The organism is Pseudomonas sp. SDO5522_S412 (assembly GCF_054071215.1).
In genome coordinates, this window is record NZ_JBSVWQ010000035.1 from 13,260 (window position 1) to 36,249 (window position 22,990).

Here is a 22,990-nt window from a genome sequence, read left to right on the forward strand (position 1 = left end):
CAGTCGTCCATTCAACGTAGCCCGTTTCTCAAGCGAAAGCTGGCTGAAAGCTTCCGGGACTAGGATCGCCCACCACTACCGGCAACAGACCGGTTGTTAACAACAACAATGGTGATTCCCGATGTCCGCTCGTACCCGCCTGTTTGCCCCGACTCCACCCGTACGCCTCGTGCCTTTCGTTCTGCGCTGACCCAACCGGTTCGCCATTCCCTAGCCGCGCTACGCCTGGAGTATTCCTATGCTGACTTTCCTTGGCTTTGCCATGGTCATCACGTTCATGTTCCTGATCATGACCAAGCGCCTGTCTGCGCTGATCGCCCTGATCATCGTACCGATCCTGTTCGCGCTGTTCGGCGGCTTTGCCCCGCAGATCGGCCCGATGATGCTCGCGGGCATCACCAAGCTTGCGCCGACCGGCGTAATGCTGATGTTTGCCATCCTCTATTTCGCCTTGATGATCGACTCCGGCCTGTTCGACCCGGCCGTGCGCAAGATCCTCAAGCTGGTCAAGGGCGACCCGCTGAAGGTCTCGGTCGGCACCGCCGTGCTGGCCCTGGTGGTATCACTGGACGGAGACGGCGCCACCACCTACATGATCTGCGTGGCCGCCATGCTGCCGCTGTACCAGCGCATCGGCATGAGCCCGCGGATCATGGCCGGCCTGATCATCCTCGCCGGTGGGGTGATGAACATGACCCCATGGGGTGGCCCGACCGCCCGCGCCGCCAGTGCATTGCACGTGGACCCGTCGGATATTTTCGTACCGATGATTCCAGCCATGGCCGCCGGCGTCGTCGCCATCCTGGTGATTGCCTATATGTACGGCAAGCGCGAACGGGCACGCCTGGGCGAGCTGCACCTGCAAGGCGATGAAATCGACCACAGCGAAATCAGCGTCTCGCAATACCCGGACGCCCGCCGTCCGAAACTGATCTGGTTCAACGGCGCACTGACCTTCGCCCTGATGTGCACCTTGATCGCCGGCCTGTTGCCACTGCCGGTACTGTTCATGGTGGCCTTCAGTATCGCGATGATCGTCAACTACCCATGCCTGCAGATGCAGAAAGACCGGATCGCCGCCCATGCCGGCAGCGTCCTGGCAGTCACCGGCCTGATCTTCGCCGCCGGTATCTTCACCGGCATCCTGTCCGGTACCGGCATGGTCGATGCCATGTCCAAGAGCCTGCTGGCCGTCATCCCTGACGCGCTGGGGCCTTATCTGGCCGTGATCACCGCGCTGGTGAGCATGCCGTTTACCTTCTTCATGTCCAACGATGCCTTCTACTACGGCGTTCTGCCGGTACTGGCCGAAGCCGCCAGCCACTACGGCATCACTGCCGTGGAAATGGCCCGCGCCTCGATCGTTGGCCAGCCCGTGCACTTGTTGAGCCCACTGGTTCCATCGACCTACTTGCTGGTAGCCCTGGCGGGTATCGAATTTGGCGATCACCAGCGCTTCACCCTCAAGTGGGCGGTGCTGGTGTGCCTGTGCATAATGGTCGCCGCTTTGCTGATGGGGATTTTTCCGCTGTTCAGCACTCTATAATCGTACAACTCACTGCGCCGGCTCTTAAGGCTGGCGCGGTCTAACACTCGCTCAAAGGAATACACATGGAATGGCTGACCAATCCGGAAATCTGGATTGCCTTCTTCACCCTGACGGCCCTCGAGATCGTCCTGGGCATCGATAACATCATCATGATTTCGATCCTGGTCAGCCGCATGCCCAAGCACATGCAGGCGCGTACCCGGATCTTCGGCCTGGCGCTGGCGATGGTCACGCGGATCCTGTTGCTGCTGTCGATCACTTGGGTCATGCGCCTCACCGACGATCTGTTCGTGGTGTTCGGCCAAGGCATTTCCGGCCGCGACCTGATCCTGTTCTTCGGTGGCCTGTTCCTGCTGTGGAAAAGCTCCCAGGAGATGTACCACGCCCTGGAAGGTGAAGACGAAACCCACGACGAGCCGAAGGGCGCCGGTGGCAAGTTCATCTACACCATCATCCAGATCGCGATCATCGACATCGTGTTCTCCCTGGACTCGGTGATTACCGCCGTTGGTATGGTTTCCCACGTACCGGTGATGGTGGCCGCGATCATCGTCGCCGTACTCGTGATGATGCTGGCCGCTGGCACCATCAGCGATTTCATCGACAAACATCCGTCGCTGAAGATGCTGGCGCTGTCGTTCCTGCTGGTGGTAGGTACCGTGCTGATCGCCGAAGCCTTCGACGTTCACGTGCCAAAAGGCTACGTTTACTTCGCCATGGCGTTCTCCCTGGCGGTTGAAGCGGTGAACATCAAGATGCGTACCGCCATCGCGAAAAAGAAGAAACAGCAGGACCCTGTGAAACTGCGCAAGGACATTCCGGGTCAATAACCTGGACCCGCTGCTGAAAAAGGGGCTTTAGAGCCCCTTTTTTTCATCTGCAAAAAGCTGATTTCATGACAGTTTTGTTTCAATCCCGACTTTAGCTATGCGATGCTGGCGCCGAGCCCATTCGCCAACTACAGCTTAAGTACAAGACGTAGAACGGCACGCGGCACTATTCACTTGCTCCGATTGGAGCACGACTCAACACAGGGGGCCCAGCATGCTGACCCTGCTCAATCTGCTTTCCGCGGTAACCCTGCTGATCTGGGGCACGCACATCGTCCGTACCGGCATCCTGCGGGTCTACGGCTCCAACTTGCGCCAGGTCATCGGGCAGAACATGTCCAAGCGCTGGCTGGCGTTTATCGCCGGCATCCTGGTGACGGCCATGGTGCAAAGCAGCAACGCCACGGCGATGCTGGTGACTTCGTTTGTCGGCCAGGGCCTGATGGGCCTGATGCCCGCCCTGGCGACCATGCTCGGTGCCGACGTCGGTACCGCGCTGATGGCCCGGGTGCTGACCTTTGACCTGTCGTGGCTGTCGCCGCTGTTGATTTTCCTCGGGGTGATTTTCTTCCTGTCGCGCAAACAGACACGCGCCGGGCAGATGGGCCGTGTCGGGATCGGCCTCGGGCTGATCATCCTTGCGCTGCAACTGATCGTCGAAGCCGCGGGCCCGATCACCCACGCGCAGGGCGTCAAGGTCCTGTTCGCCTCGCTGACCGGCGATATCTTGCTCGATGCCCTGGTCGGCGCGCTGTTCGCGATGATTTCCTACTCCAGCCTGGCCGCCGTCCTGCTGACCGCGACCCTCGCCGGTGCCGGCGTGATCGGCCTGCACGTGGCCATCGGCCTGGTGATCGGCGCCAACATCGGCAGCGGCGTGCTGGCCTTCCTCAGCACCAGCATGCAGAACGCCGCCGGGCGCCAGGTGGCCCTGGGCAGCCTGCTGTACAAGCTGATCGGCTTGCTGCTGATCATCCCGGTACTCGACCCGCTGGTCGGCTGGATGGATAACCTGGACTACAGCGCCCAAGGCATGGTGATCACCTTCCACCTGCTCTATAACGTTATTCGCTGCCTGATCTTGCTGCCCACCATCGGCCCGATGTCCCGCTTGTGCGCCTGGTTGCTCCCGGAACGCGAAGAGGTCAACGGCCTGGCCAAACCGCGCCACCTGGACCTGGCAGCACTCGCCACCCCAAGCCTGGCACTGGCCAACGCCGCCCGCGAAACCCTGCGCCTGGGCGACCTGATCGACAACATGCTGACCTCGATGCTGGAAGTGCTGCGCGGCAAGCAAACCGCCATCACCCAGGAAATGCGCAGCCTGAGCGACGATGTCGAGGCGCTCTACAGCGCGATCAAGCTCTACCTCGCCCAAATGCCCCGGGAAGACCTCAGCGAACAGGACAGCCGACGCTGGGCCGAGATCATCGAACTGTCGATCAACCTGAAACTGGCCGGCGACCTGATCGAACGCATGCTGCGCAAGGTCCAGCAGCAAAAGACCTCCCAGCGCCGTTCATTCTCCGAAGTCGGCCTGGAGGAACTCGCGGGCCTGCAAACCCAACTGATCGCCAACCTGCGCTTGGGGCTCTCGGTGTTCCTCAGTGCCGACCCGGAAAGCGCCCGGCAACTGCTGCGGGAAAAGCGCCGCTTCCGCGCCCAGGAGCGTCGCCTGGCCCACGCCCACGTCAGCCGCTTGCAACGTAAAATCGTACAGAGCCTGGAGACCAGTTCCTTGCACCTGGAGCTGATTGCCGACATGAAGCGTCTCAACTCGCTGTTCTGCAGCAGCGCTTATGTGGTGCTGGAAACCACCGACACCGGTGCGCTCTCGGCGGACGATATTGCCGACATCACCCATTCGCCCTGAACGTACGACGGCGAGTGAAGTCAGTTAACAACGGACCTCACTCGCCAGGAAGCCTGTTATGCGTCGCCTGCTATTCGCCTGCCTGCTCATGGGTTCGGCACACACCTTTGCCTTTGACCGCCTGCAAGTCGAGGGCTACACCCTGCCCAACGGCCTGCAATTGCTGCTCAAGCCGGGCACCGAACGCGGCCACGTGGCAATTCGCCTGGTGGTGGGTGTGGGCCTGGATGACTTCAGTTGTGAAGATAAGGAACTGCCGCACCTGCTGGAGCATTTGCTGTTCAGCGGGATCGACGGTGGCGGCGAAGGTGAACTGGAAGAACGCATGCAAGCCCTCGGCGGCGACTGGAACGCCTACACCAGCAATGCCGACACCACTTTCGTCATCGAGGCTCCGGCGCAGAACCAGCGCAAGGTGCTCGACCTGCTGCTGGCCATCATCACCCGCACCCAACTGACCGACGCCAACATCAATGCCGCCAAACAGGTGGTGGAGCGCGAAGACGGCGGCCATTACTCACACCTGCAACGGCTGCTGGACCGCCAGGACCTCGGCCACAAGGCCAGCAGTCAGCTTGCCGTCGAACTGGGGCTCAAATGCGCCGAGCGGGCCGAAGTCGAGCACCTGACCCGCGACCAATTGGAAAAGCTGCGCAAGGCCTGGTACGCCCCCAACAACATGACCCTGATCATCGTCGGCGACCTCGACAAGCTGCTGCCGGCCTATCTCGAACGCACTTACGGCGCACTGGATCCGGTTGACCCCAGCGAACATCGCCCGTTGCCGGAGATTCAACACGCCGCCGCCGTCCGCCGCGACCTGATCCACGGCTGGGTCGGTGACAACGCCAAGCTGCACTGGTTATTCCCCGAGCCGGTACTGGACGACCAATACGATGAAACCTTCGACCTGCTCAAGGACTACCTGGATTGGGCGCTGTATCGTCAATTGCGCTTGCAGCACGGCTTGTCCTATGGCCCATGGAGCGAGCGCGAAGTGCTGGGCGGCGTCGGCTTCATGAGCCTCAACGCCGACCTTGAACGCGACAACCTGCCCGAAGCCGAGCACGTGCTGGAAACCCTCAGGGCCCAGTTGCTCAAGGACGGCCTCGACCCGGCCACCTTCGCCCGCCTGCAACAAGCCGCCATTGCCCGCCAGGCGTGGGCCGTTCAAGGCAACAGCGCGTTGGCCGACTATTACTGGAGTGCCTCGGGCGACTACGCCAAAGGGCATTTCAGCGACCCGGCCAAGCGCATCAAGGCTGTAAGCCTGGAGCAAGCCAACCAGGCCATGCGCGAGTTGCTCAAGCAGAACGGCTACTGGCGCATCGAAAAACCGTTGTTCAGCTACGATAGCCTCAACTGGATCGCCGCAGGCGCACTGGGGCTGATTGCGATTGTGTTACTAGGCGTGTGGCGTTATCGCAAAGGGATTGCGTAATCGGGCCCCGAGAAAACGGCTAAAACGTTATTCTGTCTGGGATTTTTCCTACAAAGACTGTGAACTGCCGAATGCCTATCCTGACTCACACCATCCAGCGCATCCTCGAGCTGATGAAGCGCTACCCAGGGGTGATTGCACTCGGCGGTTTCATCTCGGGTGTGGGCAGCTTCATCCTGGTGGATCGCCAGCAAGGCATGGCCAGCTGGATCGCGATCATCATGCTGGTGAGCTGGTTATGGCTGATGCTCGAAAACAGCCTCACCCAGCTGTTCAGCAAAGTCTTCAAACGGGAAATCCCCGAACCGCTGCTGCGCTACGCCACGCAGATGATCCATCAGGAAAGCCTGTTTTTTGTCCTGCCGTTCTTTTTTGTCACCACCACCTGGAACAGCGGCCAGTCGATCTTTACCGGCCTGCTGGGCGCGGCGGCGTTGGTCTCCATCACCGACCCGCTGTACTACAAGTGGCTGGCGCCCAAGCGCTCGCTGTTTCTCGCACTGCACACCCTGACCCTGTTTGCGGCCCTGCTGACCGCGCTGCCGATCATCCTGCACCTGACCACCGCCGAGAGTTACAAACTGGCCCTCGGCGTGGCAATGGCGCTCTCTATCCCGAGCCTGGCCGTGAGCCTGCCGCTGCGTAGCATCAAGGGCTGGGCGATGCTGTTGGGGGTTACCGCAGCGATTGGTTGCGCCGGCTGGTTCCTGCGCACTTGGGTGCCGCCCGCGACGCTGTGGATGACCGAAGTGGCCATCAGCACCCAATTGCAGGACCGCACGCCCGGCGATGACCTGAAAGAAGTCAGCGCCGCCCAACTGCGCAGCAGCGGGCTGTATGCCTACACCGCGATCAACGCGCCGCGCGGCCTGGACGAGCGGATCTACCATGTGTGGAAATTCAACGGCAAGGAAGTCGACCGCATCGCCCTGGACATCCATGGTGGGCGCAAGGAAGGCTATCGGGCCTGGACCCACAAGCAGAACTTCCCCCCCGACTCGGTAGGACGCTGGCAGGTACGGGTGCTGACCGAAGATGGCCAAGTGATCGGCGTGTTGCGCTTCAAGGTGACTGACCCCGGTCAGGGCGCTACAACGCCAGACGCGCCAAAGTAGGCAGGATCGTGCTATTACGTAGGAATTCTGGAATAGCCAAACAAGCTCGGAGCTTATGACCAGTAGCACAACGGCCGGTGCAGCCCATCTGGACACGTCCACCCAGCCTCCATTGCTGAGGATTACAGGGGATTGGACGCTTGCCCACTATGCCAACCTGAAGAAGCTGTCGGAAAAGCTCGACGGCCAGTACGACGCTGGCGCACGCATCGACCTTAACGGCCTCGGCGCCCTGGACACGGCCGGCGCCTCGCTGCTGGTGGAATTGCTCGGCCCCGAGCGCATCGAACAGTCCGCCGAACATACCGACTGCAGCCTCTCGACCGCCGACCGCGCGTTACTGAAAACCGTCTACCGCTCTCTGAACGACTTCTGTGTGCCGGTCAAGGAACCCGAAGAAGCCGCCGGCATCATGTTGCTGGCGCGCATCGGCGGCGCGGTCTACACCGTCTGGCAAGACGGCATGAAACTCCTGGGCTTCATCGGCCTGATCCTCGAGACCTTCGCCCGTGGCGTTTTCCGGCCCAAGCGCTGGCGCGTGACGCCAATGGTTGCGCATATCGAACAAACCGGCCTCGACGCGGCCCCCATCGTGGCCTTGCTGACCTTCCTGGTGGGCGCAGTGGTGGCGTTTCTCGGTGCCACGGTGCTGGCCAGTTTTGGCGCAAGCATCTTCACCGTGGACCTGGTGGCGTTCTCCTTCCTGCGGGAGTTCGGCGTGTTGCTCACCGCGATCCTGATGGCGGGCCGCACTGCCAGTGCCTTCACCGCACAAATCGGCTCGATGAAGGCCAACGAAGAGATCGATGCGATCCGCACCCTGGGCCTCGACCCGATGGAGTTGCTGGTGCTGCCCCGCGTACTGGCATTGCTGGTGGCGCTGCCGATGCTGACGTTCCTGGCAATGCTCTCGGGCATTATCGGCGGCGGTGTGGTGTGTGCCGTGGCCCTGGATATTTCGCCGGCAATGTTCCTGTCGCTGCTGCAATCGGACATTGGCGTGCAGCACTTCCTCGTCGGCATGGTCAAGGCACCGATCTTCGCGTTCCTGATCGCGGCCATCGGCTGCCTCGAAGGTTTCAAGGTCAGCGGCAGCGCCGAGTCCGTCGGCGCCCACACCACCTCCAGTGTGGTGCAATCGATTTTCGTGGTGATCGTGCTGGATGCGGTCGCCGCACTGTTCTTCATGGAGATGGGCTGGTGAGTCGTCTGCGCCGTGCGCCCACTGAGGCGGTGATCGAAGTCCGCGGGCTGTGCAACCGCTTTGGTTCGCAAAGCGTGCACGAGAACCTCGACCTGGACTTGTACAAGGGTGAAATCCTCGCCGTCGTCGGTGGCTCCGGCAGTGGCAAGTCGGTGCTGCTGCGCAGCATCATTGGGTTGCGCCAGCCCAGCGAAGGCCAGGTGCGGGTGTTCGGGCAGAACTTGCCGAGCCTGTCGGAACACGAGCGGTCGCTGGTGGAGCGGCGCTTCGGCGTGCTGTTCCAGAAGGGCGCGCTGTTTTCCTCGCTGACGGTCACCGAGAACGTTGCGTTGCCACTGATAGAGCATGCCGGCCTCAGCCGTCCCGATGCCGAGCACCTGGCGGCAGTGAAACTGGCGTTGGCCGGGCTGCCGCTGTCGGCCGCCGACAAATACCCCTCGTCACTCTCCGGCGGCATGATCAAGCGCGCGGCCCTGGCCCGTGCCCTGGCGCTGGACCCGGACATCCTGTTTCTCGACGAACCCACCGCCGGCCTCGACCCGATCGGCGCCGCCGCCTTCGATCAACTGATCCTGACCCTGCGCGATGCGTTGGGCCTGAGCGTGTTCCTGGTCACCCACGACCTCGACACGCTGTACACCATCACCGACCGCGTAGCGGTGCTGGCGCAGAAAAAGGTACTGGTGGCGGATGCCATCGATGTCGTCTCGGAAACCGACGACGCCTGGATTCACGAATACTTCCATGGCCCACGGGGCCGCGCGGCATTGGATGCCGCTCAACTGCTCAACGAGGTATGACATGGAAACCCGAGCCCATCATGTGATGATCGGTCTGTTCAGCGTGATCGTCGTGGTCGGCGCCATGCTGTTTGGCCTGTGGCTGGCCAAGTCCAGCGTCGACAGCGCATTCCAGGATTACGAAGTGGTGTTCAACGAGGCGGTCAGTGGGCTGTCCCAAGGCAGTGCCGTGCAGTACAGCGGGATCAAGGTGGGCGACGTCACCAGCCTGCGCCTCGACCCGAAAGACCCGCGCCGGGTGCTGGCGCGCATCCGCCTGGCCGGGCAGACGCCGATCAAGGAAGACACCCAGGCCAAGCTGGCCCTGACCGGCATTACTGGCACCTCGATCATCCAGCTCAGCGGCGGTACGCCCCAAAGCCCTGAGCTCAAGGGCAAGGACGGCAACCTGCCGGAAATCATTGCGTCGCCATCGCCGATCGCGCGACTGCTGAACAACAGCAACGACCTGATGACCAGCATCAACTTGCTGCTGCACAACGCCAATCACATGTTCTCCCGTGAGAACGTCGACCGCCTCAGCAATACCCTGGACAACCTGCAACAGACCACCGGCGCGATTGCCGATCAGCGCGGCGACATCAAGGTGGTGATGCAGCAATTGATGCAGGTGAGCAAACAGGCCAGCGCCACCCTGGAGCAAACCACCGCGCTGATGCGCAACGCCAACGGTTTGCTCAACGACCAGGGCAAGCAGGTGTTTGGCAGCGCCGAGAAGGCCATGCAGTCCCTTCAACAGAGCACGGCCACGATCGACACCTTGCTGACCAACAACAAGGATTCCCTGAACAGCGGCATGCAGGGTCTCAACGAACTGGCGCCAGCGGTGCGCGAGCTGCGGGAAACCCTGGGTTCGTTGCGCGCCATTTCCCGCCGCCTGGAAGCCAACCCCAGCGGTTACCTGCTGGGCAGCGACAAGAACAAGGAGTTCACGCCATGAAGCGTGCGTACCAAATGATCGCCCCCGTTGCGCTGGTATTGGTCAGTGCGTGTTCCATCCTGCCGAAGGCGGATCCCTCGGACGTGTACCGGTTGCCATCGGCGCAGGCCGCCACGCAGGCCAGCCCGGTGGCCTGGTCGCTGCGGGTGGCGAAGCCGCAGACCAGCGAATTCCTCGACAGCCCGCGGATTGCCGTGGTGCCTAACGGTGACTTGATCAGCAGCTATGCGAATTCCCGCTGGAGCGATCCAGCCCCCGTGCTGTTGCGTAACCGGTTGCTGGACGGGTTCCAGCGGGATGGGCGGGTGACGTTGCTCAGTACCGATGAGACCAATCTGCAGGCGGACTTTGAGTTGGGCGGGCAGTTGCAGGCGTTTCAGAGTGAGTATCGCGGCAGCGCAGTTGAAGTGGTGATACGGCTGGACGCACGGTTGGTGCGCGAGAGTGATCAACGGATTATTGCCAGCAAGCGGTTCGAGGTGAGGCAGCCGGTGGGGGATACCAAGGTGCCGGCGGTGGTAGCCGGGTTTGGTCAGGCTGGCGATGTACTGAACAGGCAGGTGGTGGATTGGGCCGTCGGCCTGGGAAGCCGCGCTTTTGTGTCGAGGGAGCTTGCTCCCGTTGGGCTGCGCAGCAGCCCCAAAACCAGTCAATGAGCTTTGACTGACACACCTGCGATAACTGACTGGGGCCGCTTCGCGGCCCAACGGGAGCAAGCTCCCTCGCCACAGGGATTCAGGTCTTAGCCGAAGAACCAGTAGCACACCGCAATCGCCGCCACCACACCAGCAAACTCCGCCAACAACGCACACCCCACCGCATGCCGCGCCCGCTGGATTCCCACCGAGCCAAAGTACACCGCCAACACATAGAACGTGGTCTCGGTGCTGCCCTGAATCGTCGCCGCCACCAGCGCCGGGAAGCTGTCCACGCCCTGGGTCTGCATCGTCTCGATCAACATCGCCCGCGCCGCACTGCCGGAGAACGGCTTGACCATCGCGGTCGGCAGCGCATCGACAAAGCGCGTGTCCATGCCGGTCCAGGCCACTACGTGGCGAATGCCTTCCAGGCCGAAATCCAGCGCGCCGGACGCCCGCAACACGCCCACTGCACACAGCATCGCCACCAGGTACGGCAGCAGGTTCTTGGCAACGTCGAAGCCCTCTTTGGCGCCTTCGACAAACGCCTCGTAGACCTTCACCTTGCGCAGCGCGCCGATCACCAGGAACAACATGATCAGCCCGAACAGCGTGAGGTTGCCGAGGATCGACGACAGCCCCGCCAGCGCCGTGGCTGAGAGCGTCGCCAGCAAGGCCATGAAGCCACCCAGTACCAGCGCACCCGGAATCAGATACGCCAGCACCACCGGGTCCCACAGCCGCAGGCGTTGCATCACCGCCACCGACAACAGGCCCACCAGGGTCGAGGCGCTGGTGGCCAGCAGGATCGGCAGGAACACCAGCGTCGGGTCCGCCGCACCTTGCTGGGCGCGGTACATGAAGATGGTGACCGGCAGCAGGGTCAGGGAAGACGCGTTGAGTACCAGGAACAGGATCTGCGCGTTGCTGGCGGTATTGGGGATAGGGTTGAGCTCTTGCAGCGCCTTCATGGCCTTGAGGCCGATGGGCGTAGCGGCGTTATCGAGGCCCAGGCCGTTGGCGGCGAAGTTGAGCGTGATCAAGCCGATGGCCGGATGACCGGCAGGCACTTCCGGCATCAGGCGCCGGAACAGCGGCCCCAGGGCCTTGGCCAGCCAGTCGACGATCCCGGCTTTCTCGGCGATACGCAGGAAGCCCAGCCACAAGGTCAGGGTGCCGAACAGCAACACCATCACCTCGACCGACAGCTTGGCCATGGCGAAAATGCTTTCCACCATGGCCGCAAAGATCCCGGCATTCCCGCCGATCAGCCATTGCGCCAGCGCAGACACCATCGCCACGATAAAGAAGCCAAGCCACAGGCCATTGAGCATCAGTTGAATCCCCCGAAAGATGGGGCGAATGATAGCGGGGCTGGCAGAAACGACAAACCCCGGATTTTCCGGGGTTTGTGTAGGAGCCAGTTATGGCGGTCAGCCGCGAGTGGTCTCGCCGGCCGGCAGCACTTGCTTGGTGCGCCAGTGCGGCAGGGAGTTCCAGTAGCGCTCGCCCTTGGCATCGTCGTACATGCCTTCCCAACGGGAGATGACCAGTACGGCCAGGGCGTTACCGATCACGTTCAGTGCGGTACGGGCCATGTCCATGATGCGGTCGACACCGGCGATGAACGCCAGGCCTTCCAGCGGAATGCCCACGCTGCCCAGGGTCGCCAGCAGCACCACGAAGGACACGCCCGGCACGCCGGCGATGCCTTTGGAGGTGACCATCAGGGTAAGCACCAGCATCAGTTGCTGGCCAATCGACAGGTCGATGCCATACAGCTGGGCGATAAAGATCGCCGCGATGCTCTGGTACAGGGTCGAACCGTCGAGGTTGAACGAATAGCCGGTCGGTACCACGAAGCTGCAGATCGCCTTCGGCGCGCCGTAGGCTTCCATCTTCTCGATCACACGCGGCAGCACGGTTTCAGAGCTGGCAGTGGAGTAGGCCAGCACCAGCTCATCCTTGAAGATGCGCATCAGCTTGATCACCGAGAAACCGAACAGGCGGGCGATCAGGCCCAGCACCACAAAAGCAAAGAACAGGATGGCGACGTAAACCAGGATAACCAGCTTGGCAAGCGGCAGCAGCGAGGCGAAGCCGAAGTTGGCGACGGTCACCGCGATCAGGGCAAATACACCGATCGGGGCGTATTTCATGATCATGTGGGTGACTTTGAACATGCTCTCGGACACGCCCTGGAACATGGTCACCAGGGGCTCGCGCAATTCAGGCTTGAGGCTCGACAAGCCGAGGCCGAACAACACCGAGAAGAAGATGATCGGCAGCATGTCGCCACGGGCCACGGCGGCGAAGATATTCGACGGGATCAGGTTGAGGATCGTCTCGATGAACGCGTGCTCGTGCTGGACCTCGGCGGCGGTGGCCGTGTATTTGGAAATGTCGACGGTACCCAGGGTACTCATGTCGATGCCGGTACCCGGATGGAACAGGTTGGCCAGCAACAGGCCGACCACAATGGCAATGGTGGTGACCACTTCGAAGTAAAGGATGGTTTTAACGCCGATCCGGCCGAGCTTTTTTGCATCGCCAACACCGGCGATTCCGACAATCAGCGACGAAATCACGATCGGGATAACGATCATCTTGATCAGGCGGATAAAGATATCGCCAGCGGGCTGCAACACGTTGCTGATCCACCAGGCCTTTTCAGCACTGAAATGGTTAAGCACCGCACCGATTGCAATCCCCAGCACCAGACCGATGAGGATCTGCCAGGCGAGGCTTAGCTTTGCCTTCTTCATGTCATTACCCTTACTTCAAGTGGACTCAGGCAGATGCGCCAGCAGCTGGAACGCTCGAGAGCGAAAAAGTGTGTGCATCTGCCCCCGTAGAAGGTCACCGCAGTTGGCCGATATGGCTCACTGGCAGGCGAAAAAAGGCGCAACTATTCCGATGCAAGGAGGCGACGTCTAATGCCGTAAACGCCTACCCTATGCCGAATCGGCATGAGTTTTTTTGAGTTTTTCTGTCTGAACGGTCAGTTCGAATACGACATTTCGGCAGGCATAAATGCCGCGAACCGGCCATTTCAGGCTCGCGCAGGGTTTTTTGAAAATCTACGGTCGCGGTTGAAAACCCCTGAAAATTCCTACGCATACCATCGAAAAACTCGTCTGGCAGGAGACAAACTTTCTCGATAGATGGTCACGCGGAAACACCAAGAAATGGTTGGGCGGACGCAAAAAGGAGAATTGCCGCTATGGGCGGCATGACAGAAGCGGGCATAGGAGCCGCAAGCCCGTCGCAAGTTCCACAAACCATCGGCTTGGGAACTTGCGTCGCAGCTTTTCACCTGACCCGGCCCTTGCGCAGGCACTCCCTGTCCCCGTAGGTCAAGCCGATCCAAACGATCAGAGCAACCCGGCCCCTTGGTCATGCACCACCCTTGTCGGGCGATGCAAACAGAAAGAAGCACGGCGCTTCTTTCTATGGACGTTAAGCCGGTAGACGACAGCGTCGTCAGACCGAACCTAGTACCAATTCGGATCTTTCTTGAGCTGTTCCATCAGCAGCTTTTGCATGCCTTCGTCCGGCTTGCCAAGAAAACGGTAGTCGGCGTGCCGCGTTGGCGATTTGTCCGCGGGCAAGCCCGCCGGGACTTCTACCAACATCGCGTAAGCATCTTCCTTGTCGAAGCTGAAAGCGACGATCAGGCGCTTGTTCAGGCATGTGTCTGCGGTTTCACAGAGCGGCCCGACCAAGTACTTGTCACCATCCTCTTCAACGGCATTCATCTGTTCAGCGCTACCCGACAGGTTCATCACCCATTCAGGCAGGCGCTCTTCCTTCTTGACCACGCTCTGCCAGGTCTCGCGGTACTGCGGGTCCGCACTCAGCAGTTCGTTGGCTCGGGACTGGCCATCATTGGCAGCCAGCACCAAGCCGCTGCCGCCCAACAACAGGGCGGCAGCCAGGACTTTAAGGGACGAGTTGAACATGCTTAGCCTCGACCACGACGGCCAAAGAAGAAGGAAGCGATGAACATCACCAGGAAGACCACAAACAGAATCTTGGCGATACCCGTAGCGGTGCCCGCGATACCACCGAAGCCCAGGACTGCAGCCACAATGGCGATGATCAGAAATGTGATTGCCCAACTCAACATGGTGATTCTCCTTACGCTTCTTTTAGGGGTAACAGCGGTAGTGCCTGCGGTCGCTCGATTCGAGGACCGTGTATTGCCTAGAACACCCAGCGTTCCTGCGATGGCAGGTCGCCGAGGGTGGAGTCCTGTTCAACCGCCGCCAATTGCGGGGTTGTCACATCGGCGGCAGTGCTGCCGACGGAGCGGAAATGGGTCTGGGTCATCATCGGACGTTCAAACTGCACGACTTGCTGCTGACTCTGCTGCCAATGCGCCAATTGCTGACCGCCAATCAAGGTCACCATCAGGGCCAGGCTGGCAAACAGCCCCTGTTGCAGGCGCAGTGGCGATACACGCAGTTGGGTCAGGCTTTGGCGAGTCATGCTGTATCTCTCCCGCATTCTGATTATTCGTAGATGAAACTCGTATGAGGTGTATTGCAGCCTGCGTGCCAGTTTTTTAACAAAATAAAAACCAATAAAATCAACCAGTTAAAAACAAAAGCGCTTTGACACCACGAGCATCCTGCACGATGCCCCTATCCTTGCCGTGCGAAATGCACGATGGTCACTGGTCGGATCAAGGGATAGGAAGGCAACGTTCGACTGCCGAAGTGGCAAGAGGGAGACAAAAACGCCTCTTGTGGGCGTCTTTGTAAGAAGAAGCGCAGATAGCTGCGCGGTGACGGCTTTAATCAATCAGAATAAACCATGCAACTTGCCCGATTATTCCGGGACTAAACAACATCATTCATTCTTAAGGGAGCGCGGGACAGATGGAATCAGCCAAGGAACTTCAAGGCCGCATTCTTTTAGTGGATGACGAATCCGCGATCCTTCGCACCTTCCGTTACTGCCTGGAAGATGAAGGCTACACCGTAGCCACCGCCAACAGCGCCGCCCAGGCCGATGCCTTGTTGCAACGCCAGGTGTTTGACCTGTGCTTCCTGGACCTGCGCCTGGGCGAAGACAACGGCCTGGATGTACTGGCGCAAATGCGTATCCAGGCGCCGTGGATGCGCGTGGTGATCGTCACGGCCCACTCGGCCGTCGACACCGCCGTGGATGCGATCCAGGCCGGCGCGGCCGACTACCTGGTAAAGCCTTGCAGCCCCGACCAATTGCGCCTGGCCACGGCCAAGCAGCTGGAAGTGCGCCAGCTGTCGGCACGCCTGGAAGCCCTGGAAGGCGCAGTGCGCCAACCCAAGGACGGCCTCGACTCCCATAGCCCGGCGATGATGGTGGTGCTGGAAACCGCACGCCAGGTGGCGGGCACTGATGCCAACATCCTGATTCTCGGCGAATCCGGCACCGGTAAAGGTGAACTGGCCCGGGCGATCCACGGTTGGAGCAAACGCGCGAAAAAATCCTGTGTCACCATCAACTGCCCGTCCCTGACGGCGGAACTGATGGAAAGCGAGTTGTTCGGTCATAGCCGTGGTGCGTTTACCGGCGCCAGCGAAAGCACCCTCGGCCGCGTCAACCAGGCCGATGGCGGCACCTTGTTTCTCGACGAGATCGGCGACTTTCCGCTTACTTTACAACCCAAGTTGCTGCGCTTTATCCAGGACAAGGAATACGAGCGCGTCGGCGACCCGGTGACGCGCCGTGCCGATGTGCGAATTCTCGCCGCTACCAACCTGAACCTGGAAGACATGGTTCGCGACGGCCGTTTCCGCGAAGACCTGCTGTATCGCCTGAATGTCATCACCTTGCACCTGCCGCCCCTGCGCGAACGCAGCGAAGACATCCTGACCCTGGCCGACCGCTTCCTGGCGCGCTTCGTGAAGGAATATGCGCGGCCGGCGCGCGGCTTCAGCGATGAAGCCCGTGAGGCACTGCTCAACTACCGCTGGCCGGGGAACATCCGTGAGCTGCGCAACGTGGTTGAGCGGGCCAGCATCATCTGCCCGCAGGAAAAAGTTGAGATCAGCCACCTCGGCATGGCCGAGCAGCCGACCAACAATGCCCCGCGTATCGGTGCGGCGTTGAGCCTGGATGAACTGGAAAAGGCGCATATCGGCGCCGTGCTGGCCACCAGCGACACCCTGGACCAGGCGGCCCGAACCCTTGGCATTGATGCGTCGACGCTGTATCGCAAACGCAAACAATACAACCTGTGAGCTGTAGCCTATGAAGCTTGCGATGACCCTGCGCACTCGGTTGTTCCTGAGTATTTCCGCGCTGATCACCGTCGCCCTGTTGGGTTTGCTGCTGGGGCTGGTGAGCGTCATGCAAATGGCCAAGACCCAGGAATCGTTGATTCGCAGCAACTTCATCACATTGGACCTGGGGCTCAAGCTTCGGCAGACCCTCGGCGACCAGTTGATGATCATGCTCAATGAACAGCCGAATACCGCTGCGCTGGAAGACTCCAAGCAACGCTATTTCGCCCTGTTGCAGCAAGGTATCGACCACGAACAAAAGGACGCGGTAACCAGCGGTTTTAACCAGGCCAAGACCAATTACCTGAGCTTTCTCGAGGCGTTCGATGAAAAGGAGAATGCTCCGCCGCAACTGCGCAACAACGACGAGCTCACCAAACGCTTCAACATCCTGCGCAACGGCCTGATCGCCGAGCACAAGAAAGCCCTGGATAACATCAACGATACCGAACACAAGTCCCGTGAACGTGCGCTGCTGATTGCCGGCCTGCTGGGCCTGGTCGGCCTGGCGGTGCTGATCATCGGTTTCGTTACCGCCCACGGTATCGCCCGCCGCTTTGGCGGGCCGATCGAAGCGCTGGCCAAGGCCGCCGACAAGATCGGCCAGGGCAACTTCGAAGTCACGCTGCCCATTTCATCCGCAGCGGAAATGAACCTGCTGACCCGACGCTTCGGCATCATGGCCGAGGCGTTGCGCCAGCATCAGGCAACCAATGTCGACGAGCTACTCGCCGGGCAGCAACGCCTGCAGGCGGTGCTCGACAGCATCGACGACGGCCTGCTGATGATCGACCGCCAGGGTCGCCTGGAACACCTTAACCCGGTGGCACAACGTCAACTCGGCTGGGACGAGAATCGCCTGGGCCAAGGCCTTGGCGACGCCCTGGGCCGCCCGGAACTGGATGAACAGCTGCAACTGGTACTGCGCGGCGGCAACCTGGAGCGCGCACCTGAAGACCTGGAAGTAGAGGTAGAGGGTGAGCTGCGCCTGCTGACGTACAGCCTGACGCCGGTCAGCCATACCCAGGGTCACATTCTGGGCGCGGTGATGGTGCTGCATGACGTTACCGAGCAGCGTGCCTTTGAACGAGTGCGCAGTGAGTTTGTGTTGCGCGCGTCCCATGAATTACGCACGCCGGTGACGGGCATGCACATGGCCTTCGGCTTGTTCCGGGAACGGGCGAAGTTTCCTGCGGAGTCGCGCGAAGCGGACCTGCTGGATACGGTCAACGAGGAAATGCAGCGCCTGATGCAGTTGATCAACGACTTGCTCAACTTCTCGCGCTACCAGAATGGCTTGCAGAAACTCACCCTGGGCCCGTGTGACATCAGCGACCTGCTCGAACATGCCCGCGCCCGCTTCGCGGAGCAGGCGAATGCGCAGAACATCGAGCTGCTGGTTGAGGAACAATCCCCGCTACCGAGGTTGCATGCCGATCGAGCGCAGCTGGAAAGAGTGCTCGACAATTTGCTGGGCAATGCCCTGCGGCACACAGCCGACGGTGGGCAGATCCGCTTGCAGGCGCGTCGTCATGGCGAACGGGTGATTGTCAGCGTTGAAGACAACGGTGAAGGCATTGCCTACGGCCAGCAGGGACGAATCTTCGAACCGTTTGTGCAGGTAGGCCGCAAGAAAGGCGGCGCCGGGCTGGGCCTGGCGCTGTGCAAGGAGATCGTGCAATTGCACGGTGGCCGCATGGGGGTGTACTCGCGGCCGGGGCAGGGGACGCAGTTCTACATGGCGTTGCCCCTGTAGGACCAACGCGCCAACCGTTATTGGTGATTCAACGCCCGCAGGATCGCAGCACTTTCGGCATCCGGCGTCCCATCAAACAGCGACGCCCGGAAATGCATCTGGAACGCGGCCACCACATGCCGCGTCGCCACATCCAGCTCGCCCGTCTGCGGCGTCGGATAGCCCAGCTTCGCCAACTCTTCCTGGAACCAGGTAATGCTCGGCAGATCGGCTGCGTACTGCACCTGGTAACGGGCCACCGCCTTGGCGTCCGGCCACATGCCCAGCCCTTCATCCGCCAGGCGCTTCCAGGGGAACAACGGCCCCGGGTCCAGCTTGCGCAGCGGGGCAATGTCGCTATGGCCGATGATGTTTCGCGGGTCGATGCCGTTGCGTTTGCTGATGTCCTTGAGCAGCACCACCAGTGACTGCACCTGCGCTTCGGAATAGGGATACCAGACGCGGCCCGTCGGCAAATCCCGATAACCCGGGTTCACGATCTCGATCCCGATGGAGCTGGAGTTGAGCCAGGTGCGGCCCATCCATTCACTTTCTCCGGCATGCCAGGCGCGCTGGCTTTCATCCACGAGCTTATAGATGGTGGCCGAGGCGTCATCACCGATCAGGTAATGACTGCTGACCTGGCCATGGGTCAACAGCGCCAGGGAGCGCTCAAGGGACGCCGAGGTGTAGTGCACGACGACAAACTGCACACGATTGTCGTGGTTCACCGACGGATGACTGGTGTCCAGGCGAGGGCCGCTCGCGCAACCGGCGAGCAGGAGAAACAGAAAGGCAGAACACAGAAGTTTCATGGCAGCAAATAGTACGCTTAAGACGATAATGCAACAGTGTAACGTACCGTTTGCTGCCAGGCGGCCAAATGCGATGTTTTAAACAAAATGGAACATTTCCGGTCAGGCCGCCTGCACCTGGTTACGCCCCGCCGCCTTGGCACGATATAACGCCTCGTCAGCGCGCTTGAGCGCCAGGTCACTGCGTTCTCCCGGCTGAAACTGCGCCATGCCCATGGACACCGTAATCGTCACCGGCTCGCCCTTGAAGTGAAACGGGCAGGCTTGGATGGCTGCACGCAGGGTTTCGCCCACCGCCAACGCATCGGACAGCGACGAGTTGGGCATCAGCAGCACAAACTCTTCACCGCCAAAACGCGCGATGAAGTCGTTCGGCCGCAGGCGTTTGCGAAGCACCGTGGCGATGATTTTCAGCACCTTGTCGCCCGCCAGATGACCATAGCCGTCGTTGATGCGCTTGAAGTGATCGAGGTCCAGCATGGCCAGTGACAGGTTATTTCCACGCTGGTGCCAGGCGTTGACCTCCTGCTCCAGACGCTCGCTCCAGGCCGCGCGGTTGGGTAGTCCGGTGAGCGGATCGATCAGGGCTTTCTGGCGCTGAACCTCAAGGTGTTCACGGTAGCCCTGAGCCTCTTGCTCCATATTGGCGACCCGTTCGGCCAGGCCCTTGAGCCGTGCAGCCACTTCCTGTTCGCGCTGGTCACGCTGGTGGCGGTGTTCATCCATGGTGCCCAGCAACCCTTCGAGATGGCTCTCCAGCACGTGCTTGAGGCTGTCGAGGTCTGCGGCGTCCTGCATGCTGGTTTGCAAACCATCCACTTGTTCGCGGATCTGGGTATCCAGTTCCCTGGCCGCCGAGCGGCTGTCGGCGTGGCCGTCACTGGCGACCTGCAGGTGCCCCTGGAACGCCTCGAGACGATCGTTGAGTTGCTTGAGGTAGGCTTCAAACTCGTGCTGGCCGCTGTCGGTGATCGCCAGCATCAACACCGCCAGGTCATCGAGGATCGGCAGCAATTCGTACCAGTTCAATCCGTGGGCCAGGCGTTCACGCATGGCTTCGGCCTGGGGCCGATGGCGCTCGGGCAGCGAGAGGTCTTCCAGTAAGCCGAGCAGGGTATCTTCGATGTGCTTGGCCACCGAACTGTAAGACGGCTCGGGGGTGTCGGGCAGGGCGTAGGCTTGATCCGCTTGCAGCTCGTCTGCGTTCAGCTCTGCCTGCTCGGGCGATTCTTGCGGTTCATCGGCCAGGACCGGGGGCAGGGAAAGACTGCCGATCTCTGTCCGCTCCGGCTCACGGGCCTGCACCTCTGGCACCTCGACCATGGCGGCGAGAGCGCTCTCAAGCTCAACCTCCGCTTCGATCGGTTGCTCGGGTTCTGGCGTTTCGATAATCGTAGCGGGTGCCTCGACGACAGGCGCTGTGACCGCGACGGCCGGAGCAACAGGCACTGCTTCGCTGACAGCGTCGGTAGCCTCTACTGGCGATACCGGCTCAGGGGGCGACTCGATGGGGGCCGGGACCTTCGGCTGCGGTGCAAAAGCCCGCAGCGCCTGGGCCAGTTCCGCCGATTGCGCCGGCGCTTCAACTTCATCCACCGGCCTGGGCTTTGGCGCAGCAGGCGCCGGAGAAGCCGGGCGGGATGGCGTGGGCGCTTCAACCTCCGGCGTGTCGATTGCGTCCTTGGTGCCAAACAGACGCTGCAACAGCCCCGGGCTCGAACGGCTGGTTTCGCCCTCCGGCTCCAGGTTACTCAGCGCCTGCCCCTGCAGGCCGCTCAGCTCGCTCAGCAACAGCGGGATCTCCCGCGCCTGGCCAACCCGACCGTCCAGCTGCTTGGCGAAAGCCTTCAGCGGGCGACTCACGTCCCGTGGCAAGGGCAGTTTCTGCAACTGAGTGACCAGGGCCGTCAACGCGCTGCCGATCTGGTCAACCCGGGTTTCGCGGCGCTGCTCCGAATCCAGCACGGCCTTTTCCAGGCGCGGCAGCAATGCAGCGAGGGCGGCGTCCATGTCGTCGGTGCGCACCACATCGCGCATTTCCTTCATGCATTGGTCAACCGCTCGGTCGGTCCCTTCTGCCGCCAGGGTGCTGCGCACCAGCCCTCGGCGCAGCAGGTCGAGGCGGGCGGCCCAGCGACGCTCGAGCTTTTCTTGTTGCTCGACGCTTTTAAGGTATTTCTCTTTCCAACGCTGGGCGTCGTCGCTCATGCAAGGGGTCCGCGAGGGCCGGGGCTCAACGCGGGCAATGCATCAGCCGTGAGCGAACCCGGCAGACGAATCTCTACCGCGACGGGCAGGTGATCGGAGATGGGCTGCGCCAGTACCTGCACACTTTCGAGTGTCAGGGTCGGGCTGAGCAGGATGTGATCAAGACAACGTTGCGGTCGCCAGCTGGGAAAGGTGGCTTCGACTTGCGGCGCCAGCAACCCAAGGTCGCGCAACGGGGAATTCTGTAGCAGGTCTGTGGCGTGGGTGTTCATGTCCCCCATCAGCACCTGGTGTTTGTAGTTGCCAATCAACTCGCGGATGTAGGCCAACTGCAGGGTGCGGGTTCGTGCCCCCAACGCGAGGTGCATCATCACCACGACCAACGCTTCCGGCCCTTCGCCGAACCTCACGAGAATCGCCCCGCGGCCTTTTGGACCGGGTAACGGGTGATCCTCGATCGCCCACGGCTTCAGGCGGCTGAGCACACCATTGCTGTGCTGGCCGAGTTTGCCGAGGTTGCGATTGAGTTGTTGATACCAGTAGGGAAAGGCACCGAGCTGGGCAAGGTGCTCGACCTGGTTGATGTAGCCGGAACGCAGGCTGCCACCATCGGCCTCCTGCAGAGCTACCAGGTCGAAGTCACCCAGCAGGTCGCCGATCTTTTGCAGATTGCCGGCACGCCCATTGTGGGGCAGCAGGTGCTGCCAGCCACGGGTCAGGTAATGCCGGTATTTCTCGGTACTGATACCCACCTGGATATTGAAACTGAGCAGGCGCAACCGACTGTCAGCCGGCAGGCCCGTGGATTCCAGGTGATGTTCGTTGACCTTCGGGTCATGCAGGCCAACGACACGTTCAGTACCCCAGCGACGCATGACGGGCCCCTTACTTGGCTGCGCGCTCTTTGGCGATCAATTGGTCGGCCACGTTCAGCGCCTGCTCTTCGCCGCCGGCACTGCCGATGTCAAAGCGGTATTTGCCGTTGACGATCAGCGTCGGTACGCCTTGCACGCCGTATTTCTGGGCCAGTTCCTTGTATTGGGCCATCTTGCCCTTCACAGCGAACGAGTTGAATGTCTCCAGGAACTTGGTTTTGTCGACGCCTTGGGTGGCGACGAAATCGGCCATGTCTTCAGGCTTCACAAGGCGCTTGCCTTCTTTCTGGATGGCATTGAACACAGCCGCGTGAACCTTGTGTTCTACACCCATGGTGTCCAGGGTAATGAACAGCTGGCCGTGAGCGTCCCATGGGCCGCCGAACAGGGCAGGAATACGTTTGAAGTTCACGTCCTGAGGCAGCTTATCGACCCACGGATTGATGACTGGCTCAAAAGCGTAGCAATGCGGGCAGCCATACCAGAACAGCTCCACCACTTCGATCTTGCCCGGTACGGAAACCGGCACAGGATTGGCTAGCTCAACGTAGGTTTTACCGGCTTCAAGCGGCACATTATCGGCAGCTTGTGCGGTCATGCCGAAAAGGCTGGCAGTGACGAGAGCGGCGCTGAGGATCAGATTACGCATGCTTTACTCCTGGACAAATAAAGTCGCCTCACGCGACCTTTGTTGT

Annotated in this window: 20 protein-coding genes; 11 read left to right on the top strand and 9 right to left on the bottom strand. The window is 61.0% G+C overall.

The genetic code is table 11. The annotated features are described in order from the left end of the window. Positions 1-238 precede the first annotated feature (238 nt). The 9 genes from ACW9I6_RS10820 (at position 239) to ACW9I6_RS10860 (ending at position 10,408) form a co-directional block, all read left to right on the top strand. Positions 239-1,546 (top strand): CitMHS family transporter, encoded by a 1,308-nt coding sequence (locus tag ACW9I6_RS10820; RefSeq protein WP_003214766.1) that lies wholly within the window; start codon positions 239-241, stop codon positions 1,544-1,546. 65 nt (positions 1,547-1,611) lie between these two features. After that, positions 1,612-2,379 carry a TerC family protein gene (locus ACW9I6_RS10825; protein WP_003214768.1) on the top strand — a complete coding sequence of 256 codons (768 nt, stop codon included), beginning with the start codon at positions 1,612-1,614 and terminating at the stop codon, positions 2,377-2,379. Positions 2,380-2,593: 214 nt separating this feature from the next. Continuing rightward, positions 2,594-4,252, top strand: coding sequence for a Na/Pi cotransporter family protein (locus ACW9I6_RS10830; RefSeq protein WP_003214770.1), 1,659 nt, complete (start codon positions 2,594-2,596; stop codon positions 4,250-4,252). A gap of 58 nt (positions 4,253-4,310) precedes the next feature. After that, positions 4,311-5,693 (top strand): M16 family metallopeptidase, encoded by a 1,383-nt coding sequence (locus tag ACW9I6_RS10835; protein WP_219406363.1) that lies wholly within the window; start codon positions 4,311-4,313, stop codon positions 5,691-5,693. 71 nt (positions 5,694-5,764) lie between these two features. Further along, positions 5,765-6,808, top strand: coding sequence for a DUF5924 family protein (locus ACW9I6_RS10840; protein WP_003214774.1), 1,044 nt, complete (start codon positions 5,765-5,767; stop codon positions 6,806-6,808). Positions 6,809-6,863: 55 nt separating this feature from the next. After that, complete coding sequence (locus ACW9I6_RS10845) at positions 6,864-8,012, top strand: ABC transporter permease (RefSeq protein ID WP_003214776.1); 1,149 nt, start codon at positions 6,864-6,866, stop codon at positions 8,010-8,012. After that, positions 8,009-8,812 (top strand): ABC transporter ATP-binding protein, encoded by an 804-nt coding sequence (locus ACW9I6_RS10850; protein ID WP_003214778.1) that lies wholly within the window; start codon positions 8,009-8,011, stop codon positions 8,810-8,812. The genes ACW9I6_RS10845 and ACW9I6_RS10850 overlap by 4 nt, the downstream gene beginning before the upstream one ends. Before the next feature lies 1 nt (position 8,813). After that, a complete protein-coding gene (locus tag ACW9I6_RS10855; protein WP_008439646.1) occupies positions 8,814-9,752 on the top strand; it encodes an MlaD family protein in 939 nt (312 codons plus the stop codon). Beyond that, on the top strand, positions 9,749-10,408 hold the full coding sequence (locus ACW9I6_RS10860; RefSeq protein ID WP_457339277.1) for an ABC-type transport auxiliary lipoprotein family protein: 660 nt from the start codon (positions 9,749-9,751) through the stop codon (positions 10,406-10,408). The genes ACW9I6_RS10855 and ACW9I6_RS10860 overlap by 4 nt, the downstream gene beginning before the upstream one ends. Positions 10,409-10,494: 86 nt before the next feature. Here ACW9I6_RS10860 and ACW9I6_RS10865 read toward each other — a convergent pair whose 3' ends face one another. The 5 genes from ACW9I6_RS10865 to ACW9I6_RS10885 all read right to left on the bottom strand — a co-directional run bounded on the left by ACW9I6_RS10865 (position 10,495) and on the right by ACW9I6_RS10885 (position 14,881). Beyond that, positions 10,495-11,724, bottom strand: coding sequence for a nucleoside recognition domain-containing protein (locus ACW9I6_RS10865; RefSeq protein ID WP_003214785.1), 1,230 nt, complete (start codon positions 11,722-11,724; stop codon positions 10,495-10,497). Positions 11,725-11,823: 99 nt separating this feature from the next. Continuing rightward, positions 11,824-13,155, bottom strand: coding sequence for a glutamate/aspartate:proton symporter GltP (gene gltP, locus ACW9I6_RS10870; RefSeq protein ID WP_017477988.1), 1,332 nt, complete (start codon positions 13,153-13,155; stop codon positions 11,824-11,826). A gap of 729 nt (positions 13,156-13,884) precedes the next feature. Continuing rightward, positions 13,885-14,352 carry an inhibitor of vertebrate lysozyme family protein gene (locus ACW9I6_RS10875; protein ID WP_102604421.1) on the bottom strand — a complete coding sequence of 156 codons (468 nt, stop codon included), beginning with the start codon at positions 14,350-14,352 and terminating at the stop codon, positions 13,885-13,887. Positions 14,353-14,354: 2 nt separating this feature from the next. After that, entirely contained in the window at positions 14,355-14,519 is a 165-nt protein-coding gene (locus tag ACW9I6_RS10880) for a DUF1328 domain-containing protein (protein ID WP_003170804.1), read from the bottom strand. A gap of 77 nt (positions 14,520-14,596) precedes the next feature. Beyond that, complete coding sequence (locus tag ACW9I6_RS10885; RefSeq protein WP_087694545.1) at positions 14,597-14,881, bottom strand: hypothetical protein; 285 nt, start codon at positions 14,879-14,881, stop codon at positions 14,597-14,599. 392 nt (positions 14,882-15,273) lie between these two features. Between ACW9I6_RS10885 and algB the strand changes: the two genes are divergently transcribed. Continuing rightward, positions 15,274-16,620, top strand: coding sequence for a sigma-54-dependent response regulator transcription factor AlgB (gene algB, locus ACW9I6_RS10890; protein WP_003214793.1), 1,347 nt, complete (start codon positions 15,274-15,276; stop codon positions 16,618-16,620). 10 nt (positions 16,621-16,630) lie between these two features. Beyond that, positions 16,631-18,418, top strand: coding sequence for a KinB sensor domain-containing domain (locus tag ACW9I6_RS10895; RefSeq protein WP_457339278.1), 1,788 nt, complete (start codon positions 16,631-16,633; stop codon positions 18,416-18,418). Positions 18,419-18,435: 17 nt separating this feature from the next. On the opposite strand, the gene ACW9I6_RS10900 is transcribed toward ACW9I6_RS10895, so the two are convergent. The 4 genes from ACW9I6_RS10900 to ACW9I6_RS10915 all read right to left on the bottom strand — a co-directional run bounded on the left by ACW9I6_RS10900 (position 18,436) and on the right by ACW9I6_RS10915 (position 22,944). Then, complete coding sequence (locus tag ACW9I6_RS10900; protein ID WP_003214798.1) at positions 18,436-19,212, bottom strand: N-acetylmuramoyl-L-alanine amidase; 777 nt, start codon at positions 19,210-19,212, stop codon at positions 18,436-18,438. 102 nt (positions 19,213-19,314) lie between these two features. Then, positions 19,315-21,420: a diguanylate cyclase gene (locus ACW9I6_RS10905; RefSeq protein WP_457339279.1), complete on the bottom strand. Its 2,106-nt coding sequence runs from the start codon at positions 21,418-21,420 to the stop codon at positions 19,315-19,317. Beyond that, complete coding sequence (locus ACW9I6_RS10910; RefSeq protein ID WP_010168652.1) at positions 21,417-22,295, bottom strand: endonuclease/exonuclease/phosphatase family protein; 879 nt, start codon at positions 22,293-22,295, stop codon at positions 21,417-21,419. The genes ACW9I6_RS10905 and ACW9I6_RS10910 overlap by 4 nt, the downstream gene beginning before the upstream one ends. A 10-nt stretch (positions 22,296-22,305) precedes the next feature. Next, positions 22,306-22,944, bottom strand: a complete 639-nt coding sequence (locus ACW9I6_RS10915) for a thiol:disulfide interchange protein DsbA/DsbL (protein ID WP_063033700.1) — start codon at positions 22,942-22,944, stop codon at positions 22,306-22,308. Between the last annotated feature and the right edge of the window lie 46 nt (positions 22,945-22,990).

What these genes read in the sequence shown, in the direction of transcription:
- ACW9I6_RS10860 (WP_457339277.1), top strand. Translation starts at nt 9,749, where the DNA reads ATGAAGCGTGCGTACCAAATGATCGCCCCCGTTGCGCTGGTATTGGTC.
- ACW9I6_RS10825 (WP_003214768.1), top strand. Translation starts at nt 1,612, where the DNA reads ATGGAATGGCTGACCAATCCGGAAATCTGGATTGCCTTCTTCACCCTG.
- ACW9I6_RS10885 (WP_087694545.1), bottom strand. Translation starts at nt 14,881, where the DNA reads ATGACTCGCCAAAGCCTGACCCAACTGCGTGTATCGCCACTGCGCCTG.
- ACW9I6_RS10855 (WP_008439646.1), top strand. Translation starts at nt 8,814, where the DNA reads ATGGAAACCCGAGCCCATCATGTGATGATCGGTCTGTTCAGCGTGATC.
- ACW9I6_RS10900 (WP_003214798.1), bottom strand. Translation starts at nt 19,212, where the DNA reads ATGAAACTTCTGTGTTCTGCCTTTCTGTTTCTCCTGCTCGCCGGTTGC.
- ACW9I6_RS10910 (WP_010168652.1), bottom strand. Translation starts at nt 22,295, where the DNA reads ATGCGTCGCTGGGGTACTGAACGTGTCGTTGGCCTGCATGACCCGAAG.
- ACW9I6_RS10845 (WP_003214776.1), top strand. Translation starts at nt 6,864, where the DNA reads ATGACCAGTAGCACAACGGCCGGTGCAGCCCATCTGGACACGTCCACC.
- gltP (WP_017477988.1), bottom strand. Translation starts at nt 13,155, where the DNA reads ATGAAGAAGGCAAAGCTAAGCCTCGCCTGGCAGATCCTCATCGGTCTG.
- ACW9I6_RS10865 (WP_003214785.1), bottom strand. Translation starts at nt 11,724, where the DNA reads ATGCTCAATGGCCTGTGGCTTGGCTTCTTTATCGTGGCGATGGTGTCT.
- ACW9I6_RS10875 (WP_102604421.1), bottom strand. Translation starts at nt 14,352, where the DNA reads ATGTTCAACTCGTCCCTTAAAGTCCTGGCTGCCGCCCTGTTGTTGGGC.
- ACW9I6_RS10820 (WP_003214766.1), top strand. Translation starts at nt 239, where the DNA reads ATGCTGACTTTCCTTGGCTTTGCCATGGTCATCACGTTCATGTTCCTG.
- ACW9I6_RS10835 (WP_219406363.1), top strand. Translation starts at nt 4,311, where the DNA reads ATGCGTCGCCTGCTATTCGCCTGCCTGCTCATGGGTTCGGCACACACC.
- algB (WP_003214793.1), top strand. Translation starts at nt 15,274, where the DNA reads ATGGAATCAGCCAAGGAACTTCAAGGCCGCATTCTTTTAGTGGATGAC.
- ACW9I6_RS10905 (WP_457339279.1), bottom strand. Translation starts at nt 21,420, where the DNA reads ATGAGCGACGACGCCCAGCGTTGGAAAGAGAAATACCTTAAAAGCGTC.
- ACW9I6_RS10895 (WP_457339278.1), top strand. Translation starts at nt 16,631, where the DNA reads ATGAAGCTTGCGATGACCCTGCGCACTCGGTTGTTCCTGAGTATTTCC.
- ACW9I6_RS10915 (WP_063033700.1), bottom strand. Translation starts at nt 22,944, where the DNA reads ATGCGTAATCTGATCCTCAGCGCCGCTCTCGTCACTGCCAGCCTTTTC.
- ACW9I6_RS10840 (WP_003214774.1), top strand. Translation starts at nt 5,765, where the DNA reads ATGCCTATCCTGACTCACACCATCCAGCGCATCCTCGAGCTGATGAAG.
- ACW9I6_RS10830 (WP_003214770.1), top strand. Translation starts at nt 2,594, where the DNA reads ATGCTGACCCTGCTCAATCTGCTTTCCGCGGTAACCCTGCTGATCTGG.
- ACW9I6_RS10880 (WP_003170804.1), bottom strand. Translation starts at nt 14,519, where the DNA reads ATGTTGAGTTGGGCAATCACATTTCTGATCATCGCCATTGTGGCTGCA.